At 70.8% G+C, this 16,169-nt stretch carries 13 protein-coding genes; 9 read left to right on the top strand and 4 right to left on the bottom strand.

Translation table 11 applies throughout. The annotated features are described in order from the left end of the window. Positions 1 to 80: 80 nt before the first annotated feature. The gene (locus tag U8525_RS17545; RefSeq protein ID WP_374267102.1) at positions 81 to 755 is read right to left on the bottom strand and encodes a peptidylprolyl isomerase; all 675 of its coding nucleotides are present in this window, start codon (positions 753 to 755) and stop codon (positions 81 to 83) included. Positions 756 to 1,158: 403 nt separating this feature from the next. On the opposite strand from U8525_RS17545, the gene U8525_RS17540 reads away from it, so the two are divergent. Then, positions 1,159 to 2,133, top strand: a complete 975-nt coding sequence (locus U8525_RS17540) for a peptidyl-prolyl cis-trans isomerase (protein WP_374267100.1) — start codon at positions 1,159 to 1,161, stop codon at positions 2,131 to 2,133. Positions 2,134 to 2,204: 71 nt separating this feature from the next. Here U8525_RS17540 and U8525_RS17535 read toward each other — a convergent pair whose 3' ends face one another. Then, on the bottom strand, positions 2,205 to 2,402 hold the full coding sequence (locus tag U8525_RS17535; protein WP_374267097.1) for a hypothetical protein: 198 nt from the start codon (positions 2,400 to 2,402) through the stop codon (positions 2,205 to 2,207). A gap of 209 nt (positions 2,403 to 2,611) precedes the next feature. Here U8525_RS17535 and U8525_RS17530 point away from each other — a divergent pair, with 209 nt between their 5' ends. The 8 genes from U8525_RS17530 (at position 2,612) to U8525_RS17495 (ending at position 12,701) form a co-directional block, all read left to right on the top strand. Then, a complete protein-coding gene (locus tag U8525_RS17530) occupies positions 2,612 to 4,270 on the top strand; it encodes a metallophosphoesterase (protein WP_374267095.1) in 1,659 nt (552 codons plus the stop codon). Between the two features lie 308 nt (positions 4,271 to 4,578). After that, a complete protein-coding gene (locus U8525_RS17525; protein ID WP_374267092.1) occupies positions 4,579 to 6,066 on the top strand; it encodes an RsmB/NOP family class I SAM-dependent RNA methyltransferase in 1,488 nt (495 codons plus the stop codon). Positions 6,067 to 6,102: 36 nt separating this feature from the next. After that, positions 6,103 to 7,875 (top strand): M61 family metallopeptidase, encoded by a 1,773-nt coding sequence (locus U8525_RS17520; protein ID WP_374267090.1) that lies wholly within the window; start codon positions 6,103 to 6,105, stop codon positions 7,873 to 7,875. Positions 7,876 to 7,886: 11 nt separating this feature from the next. Then, on the top strand, positions 7,887 to 9,320 hold the full coding sequence (locus tag U8525_RS17515; RefSeq protein WP_374267088.1) for a tol-pal system YbgF family protein: 1,434 nt from the start codon (positions 7,887 to 7,889) through the stop codon (positions 9,318 to 9,320). 67 nt (positions 9,321 to 9,387) lie between these two features. After that, positions 9,388 to 9,777 (top strand): carboxypeptidase-like regulatory domain-containing protein, encoded by a 390-nt coding sequence (locus tag U8525_RS17510; protein ID WP_374267086.1) that lies wholly within the window; start codon positions 9,388 to 9,390, stop codon positions 9,775 to 9,777. A gap of 280 nt (positions 9,778 to 10,057) precedes the next feature. Further along, positions 10,058 to 10,936, top strand: a complete 879-nt coding sequence (locus tag U8525_RS17505; protein ID WP_374267084.1) for a ribonuclease HII — start codon at positions 10,058 to 10,060, stop codon at positions 10,934 to 10,936. Further along, positions 10,933 to 11,568, top strand: coding sequence for a hypothetical protein (locus U8525_RS17500; protein ID WP_374267082.1), 636 nt, complete (start codon positions 10,933 to 10,935; stop codon positions 11,566 to 11,568). The genes U8525_RS17505 and U8525_RS17500 overlap by 4 nt, the downstream gene beginning before the upstream one ends. A gap of 323 nt (positions 11,569 to 11,891) precedes the next feature. Beyond that, positions 11,892 to 12,701 carry a hypothetical protein gene (locus tag U8525_RS17495; RefSeq protein ID WP_374267080.1) on the top strand — a complete coding sequence of 270 codons (810 nt, stop codon included), beginning with the start codon at positions 11,892 to 11,894 and terminating at the stop codon, positions 12,699 to 12,701. Positions 12,702 to 12,821: 120 nt separating this feature from the next. Here the strand turns inward: U8525_RS17495 and U8525_RS17490 are convergent, their stop codons facing one another. Beyond that, the gene (locus tag U8525_RS17490; RefSeq protein ID WP_374267078.1) at positions 12,822 to 13,265 is read right to left on the bottom strand and encodes a hypothetical protein; all 444 of its coding nucleotides are present in this window, start codon (positions 13,263 to 13,265) and stop codon (positions 12,822 to 12,824) included. A 262-nt stretch (positions 13,266 to 13,527) separates the two neighbouring features. After that, positions 13,528 to 15,882, bottom strand: a complete 2,355-nt coding sequence (locus U8525_RS17485) for a M4 family metallopeptidase (RefSeq protein ID WP_374267076.1) — start codon at positions 15,880 to 15,882, stop codon at positions 13,528 to 13,530. Between the last annotated feature and the right edge of the window lie 287 nt (positions 15,883 to 16,169).

Below are 16,169 nucleotides of genomic sequence, written 5' to 3'. Positions count from 1 at the left end.
CGCTCCCCCTCATTCCAACGAAGACCGCTCGACCCGGGCCGCCTGCCAGAAGGCAAGGCCCCACCACCCGCCACGCCCCATCAAGGCTTCACGTCCGGATTCCCCGCCGGGGATCCGGTCCCGTCCGACAGCTGGACGGAGGACGCGGCCCGAAGCCGCGTCAGGAGCTGCTCGAACACGCGCCGCTGGGCTCCTGGCGCCATCTGCCCTGCCACCGCTTCGCGCACCTCCTCGAAGGGCGGCACCCGCGCGAGGCGGCGCTCCTGCAGCACCAGCACGCCCACGCCCGTCGCATCCTGCACCACCGTGGAGACGGCACCGGGGTGGCTCAACGCCAGCGCGGCCTTCTCGAGCTCCGCGTTCCCGAACTCGCCCCGCGCCAGCAGCCCCCACTCACCGCCGCGCGCACGCTCCGGGCCATCGCCGGCGGCCGCGACCTTCGCCACCGGCTCGCCCGCGACCAGCCGCTTTCGCAAGGCTTCGGCGCGCTGGCGTGCCTGCTCCCAGACCGGGCGTCCACTTCCAGGAGGCACCATCACCCATGCCCGGGCCAACCGGAGCCGCTCCGGCTGGGCGAACCGCTCGAGATGGCTCTCATAGAAGGCCCGCGACTCCGCCTCCGTGGGAGCAGGGACGGCCTTCTCTTCCTGGGCGAGGAGGGCCTGGATGCTCAGCCGCTCCTCCAGCTCCCTCACCTGACGGCGGATCTCCGCGTCCTGGGGAATGCCCCGGCGGGTGGCTTCCTGGAACAGCAATCGCTTATCAACCAGGGAACGAATGAATTCCTGACGTCCCGGACCGGTCTCAAAGCGTTCACGGAGGTTGGGAGGGAGCCGCTGGCTTTCGCGCAGGACTTCGTCCTGGGTCACCACGCCTCCATCAAAGCGCGCCACGACGGAAGAAGTGCTGACGGAAGACGTGGGCTCGGTGCCAGCCCGGCCGCCACACGCCAGACCGAGAAGCAACGACGAACCTGCCATCCAAAACCCTGCGCCCCGTCGTTGTCCCATGCCGTCCAGTGTCCGCTTGCCCGAGGCGACTGGAAATACTCCAGATCGACCATTGATCAAAAGCAGCTGTAGGATAGCAGACAGAGTGACATTCAATGGCGGGGGCACTCCGTCCGCGCCCGGGGGCCGATTGACCGTGGAGATTTCGATGGGATGGAAGTTCAGGTGGATGGGGCTGGCAGTGTTGGGGCTGTCCCTGGGAGTAGGCGGCTGTAGCAAGGAGAAGTCAGCCTCGACCCCGATCGTGACGGGCCCTGTCGTCGCCCGCGTGGGGGAGACGAAAATCACCCAGGCGGAGCTGGAGGCGAAGCTGGCGGAACAGCCCGCCTTTGTCAGGGCCCGCTATGGAACTCCGGAAAAGAAAAAGGAATTCCTAGACAACCTTGTTCGCTTTGAATTGCTGGTCCAGGAAGCAAAGCGTCGCGGGCTGGAGTCGGACCCCGAGGTCCGGGCAATGCTCGACAAGGTGATGGTGCAGCAGCTGGTGAAATCCCAGACGGAGTCCGCGGAAGCGGTGGTGAGCGACGCGGACGCGAAAGCCTTCTACGACGCCAACCTCGCGGAGTTCGTGAAGCCAGAGCGCGTGCGCATCAGCCAACTCGTATTGAAGGCGCCGCGAGGGACGCCAGAGCGGCAGAAGGCGCTGACGCAGGCGGTGAAGCTGGCTGCGGAGGTGCGAAAGGCAGGAGACATCCCGCGCGCGTTCGACGCGGCGGTGCGGGCGCATTCCCAGGACACGGCGACGCAGGCCCAGGGAGGGGACCTGGGCTTCCACACGCGTGAGGAATTGACCGCCCTGGGCGGCGAGGCGCTCGCGGAGGCCGCGTGGAACCTGAAAGTGGTGGGCCAGCTGTCCGCGCCTGTTGAAAGCGATACGGGAGTCCATCTCCTGGTGTTGCAGGCACGTCAGGTGGGGCATGAACAGTCATTCGAGCAGGCAAAGCCTCGCATCACGCAACGGCTGGGCGCGGAGCGACGGGCGAAGGCGCTGGAAGCCCTGGTCGAGAAGCTGCGGACGCAGACCCAGGTCGAGATCGACGAAGAAGTGCTCGCGAAGGTGAATCCGGAGGCAGGCCTGAAGCACGCGCCCGGAGCGGGGCAGGTCGAGGCGGCGCCTCGATAGACATCCGCCGAGGCACCGCGCGCCTCACTCCGAGTTGCGTCTCACCAGGCCCGCTCGCGCTGCGCAGGCGCTCAAGCCCGCGCGGCGTCGTCGTATGACACGCGCAGGCCCTCGTGCGTCACGGTGATGAACGGGCGGCCCATCCAGCCGCAGTGCGTGCAGACCGCGTTCGGACCGGTCGCGGTGACCCGCACCGGGAGGTCCGACTCGCACACGGGGCACCCGGCTGGCAGGGTGTACTCACGGGTCTGGGAGTGGACTTCGGTCATGTCTTCAGGGGTAACGCAGCCCTGTGACTCCGCAAGGCGCCCCCCCTTCCCCCGCCCTCGCTGAAACATGCAACGCATGCTCGTCCGTCTGTCTTTCCGCCCCAACGGGCGCCCGTCCCCCTGCCTACCTCCGAACGCCTGATTTCCGGATGAACGTTGAGCCATGAACGGTTGCGCCTGCGTCCCGAATGTCTCGGGCCGGAGGATGCATGGACCGGACGAAGTCTCTTTCGCTCGCCGCCCTGGCTGCCCTGTTCGTCGGGGGCTTTGCCTCGGGTGACGCGCTCGCCCTGCCGCGTGACCCCTATCTGCAGAAGGTGGGACCCGACACCGCCACCGTGGCATTCCGGCTGTCGTCGAACTGCTCCACCGCGCAGGTGCGCTACGGCGTCGGCAATACCAGCCAGGCCGCCCGGTCCTCGGACAGCGCGAAGATCCACGCCGTGGTCCTCACCGGTCTGACTCCCGCCACCACCTATACGTACTCCGTGGATGCTTGCGGCGAGACGACGCCGGCCAAGACGTTCAGCACCGCCCCCGTGCCCGGCACGCGGCGCGTGCACTTCGCCACCGTGGGAGACTTCGGCACCGGCGGCAGTGATCAGAAGAAGGTCGCGGCCGCCATGCTCGCCAACAAGCCGGAGCTCTTCATCGCCCTGGGTGACAACGCCTACGCGTCCGGCACCGAGACCGAGTTCCAGACGAACCTCTTCACCCCCATGGCCGCCCTGCTCTCGCAGGTGCCCATGTTCGCCACGCCCGGCAATCACGAGTACGTCACCAACGAGGCCCAGCCCTACCTGGACAACCTCTACCTGCCCACCAACAACGCGGAGGGCTCGGAGCGCTACTACTCGTTCGACTGGGGGTTCGTGCACTTCGTGTCCATCGACTCCAACTGCGCCGTGGGCCTGGCGTCCGCGTCCAGGTGCACCCTCGCCGCGCAGAAGGCGTTCGTGGAGAAGGACCTGGCCGCCACCACGCAGCCGTGGAAGATCGTCTTCTTCCACCACCCCTCCTGGTCCAGCGGCGAGCACGGCTCGCAGCTCACCATGCGCCGCCAGTTCGGCCCGCTGTTCGAGAAGTACGGCGTGGACCTGGTCCTCACCGGCCACGACCACGACTACGAACGCAGCAAGCCCATGCTCGGCGACGCCGAGGCAGGCAAGAACGAGCAGGGCATCCCCTACCTCGTGGTCGGCGGCGGCGGCGCCACCCTGCGCACGTTCTCCACCTCGCGCCCGTCGTGGAGCGTCATCCGCGACAACGAGGCCCATGGCTTCCTCGACGTGGACGTCGTGGAGGGCACCCTCACCGCGAAGCTGGTGAAGACGGACGGCGGCACCCTGGACACGTTCACCCTCTCCAAGACGCTGGCCGCGCCGCCCGAACAGCCCCAGGGCACGCTGAACGTCGCCGTCGACAGCGCCAGCGGCACGGCGCCCCACGCGGCTTCGTTCACCGCGACGGTCTCCCAGGCCAACGCCACCGTCACCTGGGACTTCGGCGACGGCGCCACCGCCGAGGGCCCCCAGGCCCAGCACGTCTTCGCCCAGGCCGGCACCTACACCGTGACGGCCACGGCCACCGTCCAGGGCGCGGCTCCGCTGACGGCCACCACCGTCGTCACCGTGGCGGCCAGCGGCACCACCGCCCCCGGCACCGACAGCGGAGAAGCCCCCGGCACCACGCCAGCCGACCCCGACCCTCGCCCCGAGGTCCCGACCACGCCCACGACGCCGGGCGTCACGCCGGGGGATGACTCGAACGGGGGCGGTGGCTGCGCCGCCGGCCCGTCCGCCGCCCTGATTCCCGCCGCCGCGGCCCTCATCGCCGGGCTCGTGCGCCGCCGTCGCCGCGACCGCTGAGCCCCCGGAGGCGGGCCGCGGAAACCTGTCCGACCGTCGGACAGGTCTTCGGACCGCCTCGGGCGGCCCCGTGCCTGGGGCCGCTGTCCCTGGCAGAGAACCTGTCCGACCGTCGGACAGGTTCTTGCCCCCTGTGGCGAGCAGGGGGACCGCCCCGGAAAGCCCCCGAAGCGCCTCCCAGACGCCTCCCAGACGCCTCCCAGACGCCTCCCAGACGCCTCCGGCCTACCCCTCCAGGGCCTTCCGGGGGTGGCTTTTGCGTTCCCTGCTTGTCAACGCGGCCCGGGGGATGCGAAGGCCCATGCGACATGGCCACGACTCGCAAGCCTGGACCTTCCCGCGGCGGCGCCCCCAAGTCCGGTGGGCCCCGCCCGTCCCGCCCTGGCGCTCCGAAGCGCAAGGGCGCCGGTGGACGCGCCGACAAACCGAAGCTCAGCCGCGCCCAGCATGAACGCGCGCGCCCCAACCCCAACCGCCCCCTGCGCGAGGACCTCGTCCTCCAGGCCTGCCTGGAGGCCTACGGCGGCGTGCGCCGCGAGGGCCGCCTGTCCGACCGCGCCCTGGAGTTCGTGCTGCGCCGCAAGACGGCCCTGTACTCCACCGAGCGTCGCGCCGTGGCCGAGCGCGTCTACGCGCTCCTGCGCCGCCAGCGCACCGTGGACTTCCTCCTGGACAAGTCGCACCGGAAGTTCGACGCGCTGGACGCCACCCGCCAGGACGTCATGCGGCTCGCCGCGTCCCGCATCCTCCACGGCGAGGACCCCACCTACGTCGCGCGCTCCAGCGGGCTCACGGGCCCGGACCTGCCCGTGCTCGACCGGCTCCCGGACGCCGCCGCGGAGCTGGACGCCCTGCCGGAGGACAAGCGCTTCCCCATCGCCGCGTCGCTGCCGGACTTCCTCGCGGAGCGCTTCCGCGCCGTCTTCGGCAAGGACGCCGCGCGCGCCGCCGAAGCCATGAACGAGCGCGCCCCGCTCATCGTCCGCGCAAACACGCTCAAGGGCGACCGCGCCCAGCTCCAGGAGCGCCTGGCCGCGGAGGACGTGGAGTCCACCAGGCCCACCCCGCTGTCCCCCTTCGGCCTGGTGATGGAGACGCGGCTCAACCTCTTCTCCCTCCAGAGCTTCAAGGACGGCTGGCTCGAAATCCAGGACGAGGGCAGCCAGCTGCTGGGCATGCTCGTGGACGCGCCGCCCACCCGCGTGGTGGACGCGTGCGCGGGCGCGGGCGGCAAGACGCTGCAGTTGGCCGCGCAGATGAAGAACCGCGGCGACCTGCACGCGCTGGACGTGGACGAGGGCCGCATGGAGGACCTGCGCAAGCGCGCGCGCCGCGCCGGCGTCCACAACGTGCGCACGCAGCTCATCCCCCACGAGGGCCCCGAGGCCGACGCCGCGCTCACGCCGCTCAAGGGCCAGGCGGACCGCGTGCTGGTGGACGCGCCTTGCAGCGGCACCGGCACCTTCCGCCGCAAGCCGGACGCGCGCTACCGCCTCACGCCGGAAGACCTGGAGATGCACGTGGGCCGGCAGAAGGCCCTGCTCGCGCGCTTCGCGATGCTGGTGAAGCCCGGCGGCCGGCTCATCTACGGCACGTGCAGCGTGCTGCGCGAGGAGAACGAAGAGGTGGTGGAGGACTTCCTGTCCAAGCACCCCGACTTCAGCGTGCGCCCCGTGGCGGAGGTGCTGGGCGCGGAGCTGGGCGGGAAGCTCGGCCCCGGCCCGTACCTGCGCCTGGCCCCGCACACCCACGGCACCGACGGCTTCTTCGGCGCCGTGCTCGTCAAGGCGAAGTAACCCCGCGGTCCCCCGACGAAGAAAGGCCTCACGTCCATGTCGCTCGCCGTCCACTACCGCGTCGCCATGCCCCGCCCGCATGCGCACCTGTTCGAGGTGGAGGCGACCTTCCCCGCCGGTCCCGACGTGCTGGACGCGGTGATGCCGGTGTGGACGCCGGGCAGCTACCTGGTGCGCGAGTACGCCCGCCAGGTGCAGGACGTCACCGCGCGGGGCCCGGACGGACAGCCCCTGCCGGTCCGCCGCGTGGACAAGCGCACCTGGCGCGTGGACGCGAAGGGGCGGGCCGTCACCCTGCGCTACCGCGTCTACGCGAACGAGCTGTCGGTGCGCACCAGCCACCTGGACGGCAGCCACGCCTACTTCAACGGCGCCACCGTGTTCCTCTACACGGAGGCCACGCGCGCCCTGCCCCACCACGTCACCGTGGACGCGCCGCAGGGCTGGCGCACGTTCTGCGCGCTGGACTCGGACGGGGGTGCGTTCCTCGCGCCGGACTACGACACGCTCGTGGACAGCCCCTTCGAGGTGGGCCCGCACACGCCGCTCACCTTCACGGCCGCGGGCGTGCCGCACGAGGTGGTGGTGTGGGGCGACAGCGTGCCGGACGCGGACCGGCTCCGCGCGGACATGCAGCGCATCTGCGAAGCCCAGGCGCGCATGTACGAGGGCCTGCCGCTGAAGCGCTACCTGTTCCTCGTCTACCTCACCGACAAGGGCCGCGGCGGGCTGGAGCACCAGGCCTCCACCGCGCTGCTCTTCCCGCGCACGGGCCTGTCCTCCAGCCGCGGCTGGGAGGACTTCCTCACGCTGGTGGCGCACGAGTACTTCCACCTGTGGAACATCAAGCGGGTGAAGCCGCGCGCGATGGTGCCGTTCGACTACTCGCAGGAGAACTACACCACGCTCCTGTGGGCCTTCGAGGGCGGCACCGCCTACTACGACAACCTCTTCGTGCGCCGCGCGGGGCTGATGTCCCCCACGCGCTACCTGGCCCGGCTGGGAGAGACGCTCAGCCTGCTGCACTCCACCCCGGGCCGCCGCGTGCAGACGCTCACGGAGGCGTCGCTCGTCAGCTGGGTGAAGCACTACCGCCCGGACGAGCACTCCACCAACAGCGCCATCTCCTACTACCTGAAGGGCGAGGTCGTGTGCGCCCTGCTGGACCTGGAGGTGCGCCGCGCCACCGGGGACGCCAGGTGCCTGGATGATGTCATGCGGTTGCTGTGGCAACGCCATGGCGACGGCTCCGGCGTCCCGGAGGACGGCGTGGAGAAGGCCGCGAGCGAGGTTGCGGGCGTGGACCTGACGCCCTTCTTCGACCGCGCGGTGCGCTCCACGGAGGACCTGGACTACGGCGTCTTCGCGCACGTGGGGCTGGAGGTGTCCTTCCGCGTGCGGGAGGCCCCCAACGACAAGGGCGGCACGCCGCCGCGCCTCAAGGGCGAGCCCAAGCCCAAGGGCTGGCTGGGCGTCACCGTGCGCGGCTCCTCCACGCTCTCCACCGTGCCAGAGGGCACGCCGGCGCTGGAGGCCGGCCTGTACCCGGAGGACGAGGTGGTGGCGCTGGACGGCTGGCGCGTGGACGGCGCGGGGCTCATCGCCCGCTGCGAGGACAAGCGCCCCGGCGACACCGTGCGGGTGACGCTGTTCCGCCGCGACCGCCTGCTGGAGGTGCCGGTGGTGCTGGGCCAGAAGCCCGCGGACGCCGCGTGGCTCCAGCGGGTGGAGCGCCCCACGGACGCGCAGAAGGCCGCGTTCCAGGCGTGGCTGGGGTCCCCCTGGGACGAGACTCCCGGCCCGGCGTAGGCTCCGGCCCCATGGCCGCTCCCACCCCCACCGCCCCGCCCTCCTGCGCAGGACACCCGGACGCCGCCGCGGGCTGGCGCTGCGAGCACTGCGAGGCCCTGCTGTGCCCCGCCTGCGTGGAGACCCGGCGCATGGGCACGGTGGAGTACTCCGTCTGCACCGGGTGCCAGGGCACGGCGAACGTGCTCCTGCGCCACCGCGGCGCGCATCGCTCCCTGAAGGCGCGGCTTCCCGAGGCCCTGCGCTTTCCGTTCACCGGACCGGGGCTCCAGGCGCTCGTGGCCGTCAGCCTGGGGCTGGCCGTGCTGCGCTCGTTCGCGGTGGGCGTCCTGCTCATCGCGGTGCTGCCCCTCACGCTCGCGCTGGGCGTCTTCTGGGCGGCCTTCTTCGCGCTCGTGCGCGGCGCGGCCCGGGGGGATCCGGAGGCGGACACCCCCGGCTTCACCGACCTCGTCCGGGACAACCTCCTGCCGGGCCTCACCGGCCTGGGCGTCACGGTGGGCGTCTTCCTGCCCGCGCTCGTGCGCGCGGGGACCCTGCTGCCGTCCGCGTCCTCGGACGAGACGCTGGCGCGGCTCACGCACCCGGTGGAGACGCTGGGGGCGCCCGCCCTCATGGCGGATCCGCTCTACCTGGGGCTGTGGGTCCTGGGGGCCCTGTGGCTGCCGTGGGCGCTGCTGGTGGCCACGATGACGCGGTCGGCGTTCACCGCGCTCAATCCCTTGCGCGCGCTCGCGTGCATCCGCGCGGTGGGGCGCGACGCGCGCGTCGTGACGGGCGTGTTCCTGCTCCTGGCCTTCGAGCACTCGGTGCTGCACGGGGTCGCGCACGCCGTGCTCCAATTGCCCATCCTCTTCGTGCCCCGGCTGCTCGCGGAGGCGCTCACGTGCCTGGCGCCCTTCGCCGCGGCGAACGTGCTGGGGCTCGTGCTCCACGTGCACGGAGACGCGCTGGGCTACCTGCCCGCGCGCGACCTCCTGGAGCCCGTGCTGGGGAACACCGCGCCCGCGCATGCGCCCCCGGAGCTGCGCGGGCCCGTGCCGTTGGACGCCTCCGCGCCCACGCCCGACGCCGTCCAGGCCGAGCAGGCGGCGGAGCTCGCCGCGGCGGTGGAGGCGCGCGACGTGGCGAAGGCGCTGGCGCTGTATCGCGGGCTCCCCGTTCCGCCGCGCCTGAAGCTTTCGCCGTCACACCACCTGTTCGTCGGACAGGCCTCGGCGGTGGAAGGAGATTTCCCACTGTCGGTCAAGGCGTTGGAAGCCGCGGCGGACACGGCGCCGGATGAGCCCACCGCGCCCCGCGCGCTGGTGCTGCTCGCGCGCGTGCAGGGGGAGAAGTTGGGAAACACGGCGCGCGCGGAGGAAATCTACCGGTACATCCTGCACCGTTATCCGGACACGGAGGCCGCACGTTTTGCCCACGCGCGGCTGTCTCCCGCCGCCTGATACATGCATTGCAGCCCCCGTCCCCCGGTACCAGATTCCCTGCATGCAACGGGTTGGGGGCGTGGGGATGGGGAAGCGGCTGAAGACGTATGGGGGATTGGGGCTCCTCGTGAGCGCGCTGGTGACGGGCTGTGATGAAGCCCCCAGCGCGAACCGGCACGAGGACACCTGCGCGGAGCCGATGTCGCTGCGCGTGGAGGTCATGTCGTCGGACGGCGCGTACATCCAGGGCGCGTCCGTGACGGCCACCAACCTGGAGAGCAACGTCAGCATCACTGGCGTCACGGATGACCGGGGCGTCACCACGGCCATCAACGAGACGCTCGCGCCCAGCCCCATCCGCGTGGTGGCCACCGCGGGCTCGCACGTGACACGCGCGGAGCGCGTGGAGTGGACGTGCGACGAGTGCCACTGCACGCCTGTTCCCGAATCGGTGACGCTCAAGCTTCAGGATTGAGCGGAAGACCCACCCGCGCGGCCCGGGGCACGCGAAAAATCCACCGCTCCGGGCCGTCGGGCGGTTGTGCACACCCGGCCGCACGCGATACCACTTACGCCATGCGTCAAACCCGCATGCGCGCGTCCGCGTCGGTCCGGCTCTCCCCCAGCCTCTCCGCACGCCCGTCTGGCCTGACGGCGTGCGTGCGGGCGTGTTGTCGCGGCACTGGCGTCCCCCCGCTCCAGTAAGCCGTGCAACCGCGCTACCCGCAGGGTAGGCAATCCCGAAGGTTCCCCTCATGTCCGCGGAAAATGTGCAGGCCCTGCTCGCATGCTCGGTCACCGAGCTGACCGGGCGGTTCGTCACCCAGGCGCAGCCCCTCCCCCAGGGCTTGCTGGAGGCGCTGGAAGCAGACCCGCGCCAGGGCGCGCAGGCGCTCGCGAAGAGGCTCCGCGCCCGCCAGGAGCGGAACCGGGCGGAGGGGCAGCGGCTGCGGCACCTGCTGAAGTTCGAGACGGAGCTGTGGGAGCAGGGCTTGTTGAAGGTGGCGGGCGTGGACGAGGCGGGCATGGCGCCGCTCGCGGGCCCCGTCGTCGCGGCGGCGGCCATCCTGCCCAGGGGCTACAAGCTCAAGGGGCTGGACGACTCGAAGAAGATCCTGGACCCGGACAAGCGCGAGGCGCTGGCGGAGGCCCTCAAGCGCGACGTGGTGGCGTGGGCGGTGGGCCGGGCGGAGGTGGAGGAGATTGATCAGCTGAACATCTACCACGCGGGGCTCCTGGCCATGCGGCGCGCGGTGGAGGGGCTGGGGCTGACGCCGGACTACGTGCTGGTGGACGCGCGCACGATTCCCCAGTGCCCGGCGCCGCAGCGAGGGATCATCAAGGGGGACTCCCTGTCGTTGAGCATCGCGGCGGCGTCCGTGCTGGCGAAGACGACGCGCGACCGGCTGATGGCGGAGCTGGACGCGCGGTATCCCGGCTACGGCCTGGCGGCGCACAAGGGCTACCCCACCGCGCAGCACGTGCAGGCCATCCAGGCCCTGGGCGTGCTGCCCATCCACCGCCGGAGCTTCGGTCCGGTGCGCGAGGCGCTCGGACTGGCGCAGCCCTCCGGGCCCGTCCCGATGCAGTCGGAGCTGTTCGCCGCTACTCCTGCCCCAATGGCGAAGCGATGAGCGCGGACCGGGACATCGACGGGTGGTTGGCCGAGCGGGGCGTCACCCTGATGGACGCCCGTGCGCGAGCGCGGGGCGTGCTGGAGGAGGCAGGCCTCACGCGGCCGGGCAAGGCGCGGATGAGCGAGCCCAAGCTCCTGAAAGCGGCCGAGGTGCTGGCCGAGCGCTTCTTCCAGGTGTGCGCGGATCCCGCCTGCCTCCAGGTGGCGACGGCGAGCGGCCGGGAGCCCCTGCGGGTGGAGCCCCGGAGCCACTGCGCGCGATGCGGCGGCAGCGCCAACCGGCGCGCGGAGGTGGCCTTCCTGGAGATGTGCCACCAGCGCGGCGTGCAGCGCGTGGTGGTGGTCGGTGGCTCGCCCGCGGTGCGCGAGGAGCTGGAGACGAAGCTGGGCGGCCACATCTCCCTGCGCATGGTGGACGGCACGGAGCGCCGCACGGCGGACCGCGCGAGGAGCGACCTGGAGTGGGCGGACCTGGTGCTGGTGTGGGGCGCCACGGAGCTGCACCACAAGGTGTCCAGCCACTACACGCACCTGGCCTCCGCGCACCATCGCAAGGTCGTGCACGTGGTGCGGCGAGGGGTGGCCGCGCTGCTGGATGAGGCGATGATTCATTTGCAGCGCTCGCGTTGAGCGGAAGCGGGCACGCGGCGACGGCGTGGTAGCGTCCCCGCATGAGACTGACGGATTGCGTGGAGTTGCTCCCTCGGCGCGGGCCAGCGGCCCCCCGCGCGGCGTCCACGGTCATCGCGAAGGACACCGTCCCCTCTGTCGAGTTCCTCGCCTTCGAGCCAGGGGGGGCGCTCCTGGTCATCGAGGCGCCGGGGAGCGCCAGCAAGACGGGGCGACTGCTGCGCCGGAGCGCCACCAGCTTCGAGGTCGAGGCCGAGCTGACGGGTGTGCGCGGCCCCGGCGCGCTCTCTCCCAGCGGGCGCTGGCTCCTCGCGGGAGGCGCGTTGCTCGCGGGTCAGGCAGCCTCCTGCCAGGTCATCGACCTGAACACCTTCCAGGTCGTTCACACCCTGCCCGTCATGCGGCCCTTCGCATGGATGGATGATGAGCAGTTCATCGCCCAGTCCCCGAACTGGAGGACAGCGCTTGGCGACGGAGGCCTTGTCCCAGCGGAGACGCGCCGGGTGGACCCGGCGATCGCCGCCGCCGCGCCCGCCCTGGTCACGCCAGAGCCATCCCTGGTGCGGGTCTCGTTGCGCACGCTCCGCTGCCAGTCATTGCTGCCGATCCGGTGGCTCGACGAGGAAGTGTGCGCGGTGCTCTCGCCTGACCGCCGCGTCCTCTATGCAGCCACTTCGTTTGCCCGCATCTCCGCCGTGCGGATCGCCGACGGCCGCCTGCTCTGGCAGCGAGCGCCCTCGCGGCTCGTCACCGAAGGGACCATCACGGACATGGCCCTCGACCCCACGTCGAACCGCTTGATGACCGTCGGCGGAGGTGTGAGCCATGACCTGCTCGTGCTGGATGCCGCGAGCGGCGACGAGCTCGCGCGTCACTCGCTGGGAATGCTCGCGCGCGGCATGGCACGCGGCACGTCGACGCGCGGCGACGCGATCCACTTCCGCCCGGATGGGCTGGGCATCATTGGCACCAGCAGCGGGCTGATCATCGAGATTGGAAGGGATGGGCGCTGGAGCGCGTTCAAGGCTGGCGGCCGCTCGCATCGGGCCATTGCGTTCTCCCGGGACGGCGCATCCATGGTCGTTGGCGGCGCGGAGAAGAACCTGCGCGCCGTCTCGCTCCTCCAGGGGTGATGCCGGGCGTGCTCAGCGGACCGACGTATGCGTCCGCGAAGCCGCGCGACGCCACCTGCGCGGAGGAGCCGCGCAGTGCGCGGCCCGCGCGACGATCGCCCGGCCTCCCCCCGCGTTCATTCAATAGAAGAGCAGCTCTGGCTGGGAGGTCACCGTCTTGATGATCTGCCCCTGCGCTCCTGCCTCGGCCGCGCCGCTCCCGGACGTGGAGGAGGTGCCGCTGCCGCCGCTTCCTCCGCTCGCCCCTCCCCCGCCACCGGCCTGCACCAGGGTCGTGGGTGTGCCGGAGACGTTGGCCAGCCCCTTCGCGCCGGCCGCGACGTTGACATTGTCGGCCCCTCCAATGACAGGCGGGGTCGAGGGAAGGAATTGGACGATGCCGCCACCGCCACCCCCACCTCCTCCATACATGTTTCCCGCGACCGGATTGGAGCCCGCCCAGCCGTTGGCGCCGTTGCCCCCGTTGGCGGAGATCTTCCCATCGCCATCCACCGTGATGGTGCCACGCGAGACGAGGCTGACGACGCCACCGCCGCCGCCTCCTCCTCCTCCTCCTCCCGCCACCGGGTCGCCGGGTTGGTCGACGGATGGTTGTTGACGGCGGGACGGCCGGCGACGTCGACCGTTCCGCGGATGATGATGTTGCCTTTGGCGGCGAGGATGAGCCGAGGGCCCCCCACCCCGGCGTTGACGTAGTTGTTCGTCGTCGGGCTGTAGCCGCTGCCGCCCCCTGACAGGTCGGCGCGGCTGAGAATCCCGGAGCGCCCCACGGACAGCCCCCTTCCCCCCTGGCTGCCCGAGGCGCCTTCCTGGAACCGCCTCCCGCTCAGAACACGCGCAGGCCGAGCGCGTACGCGGAGATGGACGCCGGGGACGCGTCCTCGTGGTCCTTCGACGCCACCGCGCAGCCCGAGTTCACCGGCCGGATGCGCCACAGCATGTTGCCCGCGCCGCTCCAGTTCACGAACGCGCCACAGCCGCTGAGCGCATAGCCGCTGCTCAGCCCCGCGGTGTAGCTGGGGTGCGAGGCCACCGACGACGTGCCGCTGTTGATGACGTTGCCAAGGGTGCCCACGCCCGGGATGGTGCTGTTGATGCCAATGGCATACGCCGTCGCCGTCGCGGGCGCCGAGCTGGTGTGGTCCTTCGAGCGCACGCGCCAGGAGGTCGACGTGGAGGGCGCCGAGGCCGTGGCCAGGTTGCCCGCGCCCGACCAGTTCACCCGGATGCCGCCGCCCGCCAGCACGTAGCCCGCCGGCAGGGACGCGGTGACGTCCGGGTGCGCGACCGTGCCGCTCGTCGCCGTGCTGACGGTCAGGTAGCCGCGCAGCTGCGTCGGGGTCAGCCCCGCGACCTTCAGGCCGATGGCCCACGCCCGCACCTGCACCGGATCCGCGATCAGGTGCTCCTTGGTGGAGACCAGCCACGAGGTCAGCCCCGTGTCGGGATACGAAGCGGTCAGCAGGTTGCCCGACGGAGCCTCCTTGCCCTCACCGCCGCCGCCAATCACCACGAAGTCGCTGGGGACCGTCACCGCGAAGTTGGTGTTCACCCCCGCGCTCGTCGTCGCGTAGCGCTCGAACACCGCGATGGTGAGCTTGCCGCTGGTGTCCGTCTGCCGGAACAGCTCCACCGCGTTGCCGCAGCTCACGCCCACCGACGCAAAGGCAGACACGACGTCGGAGACGCTGAAGCCGTAGTCCTGCGCCGCGGTCTGCACGCCGCACGCCCCCTGGTTGAAGTCCGTGCTCGGGCTCCAATACAAATCATTGGCGCGGGCGAAGACCTGGAAGGCCTTCACCGTGCCCCAGCCCGGCTTGGTGGCCAGCAGGTAGAAGGCCTTGTTGTAGACGCCGGACGAGTAGTGCACGTCCAGGCCGTTGTAATAGTTGGAGGCATGGCCGATGGACCGGCCGTCCTGCGGCGGGTTGGCCATGTAGCGCAGCGCCCCGCTGCTCTTGAAGATCTCCGCGCCGACGAGGAAGTCATTGGTGCCGCGCATGTAGTACTCGGCGGCCTCGCCCGCGATGTCCGAGTAGGCCTCGTTGATGCCGCCGGACTGGCCGGAATAGATCAGCCCGGAGTTCTGCTCGGTGAAGCCGTGCGACACCTCGTGCGCGCCGACGTCCAGGCTCACCAGCGGGTAGAACGTCGTGTACCCGTCGCCGAACGTCATCGCCGAGCCGTTCCAGAACGCGTTCTCGTAGTTGGTGGCGTAGTGCACCCGCATCGTGAGCTGGAAGGTCAGCGGCGGCTTGCCCACGTAGGCCTGATACATGTTGAAGATGACGCTGCCGAAGAAGTGCGCGTCATTGAGCGGCGAGTACGCCCCATTGATGTTCTTCACCGTGTTGCGGGGGCACGTATAGGAGAACGGGGTGGAGCCGCTGGTGCCGCCGTTGAGGTTGACGGTCTGGACGTTGGTGTTGCTCATCGTGCACGTGGTGCCCGACTGCGCGACGTCCATGTAGCCGTAGTTCGTGCCGTACTCATACTGGCCCGTCTTGGCGTTGCCGCCAGGGCCCGTGCCGATGAGCACATGTTGCAGGTTCTCCCACTGCTTGAGCACCCGGCCATCCTCCGCGTCGACGATGACCATGGGCCGCGTGGGCGCCCCGCCACCGACGAGGTCCGCGAAGTAGCTGACGACGTAGGCCTTGTGCGCGCGGCCGTCGTCATCGACGTAGATCATCAGCTCGGAGCGCTCGTTCTCGATGGACATGGCGCGCACGCGGTCGCCCAGGCTCGCCGCCTTGGCGAACTCCAGCGCCTCCGCGGCGGACAGCCGGGGCGCCCCCTCCGGAATGTCGCGCTCCAGGCCGGTGACCTTGCGCCCGAACAGCGTGCGCAGCGCTCCGTGGTCATCCTCGTTGATGATGACGTGCTCGCCGAAGATGGGCAGCCCCCGGAAGGTCTGCTGATAGCGGTGGTTGCGCACGCCGTGGTCGTTGACGCTGTCGAGCAGGGTCAGCCCCGAGCCCGCTTCGAGGCCCAGCGCCTGCACATGGCGCGCGGATTCACTGATGACGCTCCCGGCCCCGGCGAGCGTGGCGCTCCGCAGGCGGATCGCTCCCAGGTCCTGCTGATGCAGGTCGACCCGGCTCGCCGCGGAGGCGGAGCCCGCGGCCAGCAGGGACGTCAGGGCCGCCGCAAGGGTGGGGTTCTGGCGAAGAAGCTTCACGTCGCTCACTCCTGGAGCTCGGGGACGCGACCGCCGCGGGATGCAGCGCGCAATAACCGTTCTCCAAGAACAACCATAAAAAGCAGAAACACCAGGAGTCAATCTCCAGCCCACACTCCAGGTGCACCAACGGCTGTCGTATGACACGCATGTCATGTTGATGACACCAGGGCACGGCTCGCGAGCCCCGGGTCCCTCTGGGAGTGCGTGGCATTGAGCTTGCTGTGTGTCGCGCCGCCCGGGCGTCCCCCGCACGTCCGGAGCCTTCACGACCGCCCGAGAAAGCC

This window comes from Corallococcus sp. RDP092CA (genome assembly GCF_041903675.1).
Lineage (GTDB): Bacteria > Myxococcota > Myxococcia > Myxococcales > Myxococcaceae > Corallococcus.
This window is presented reverse-complemented; position numbering and strand designations above follow the sequence as displayed.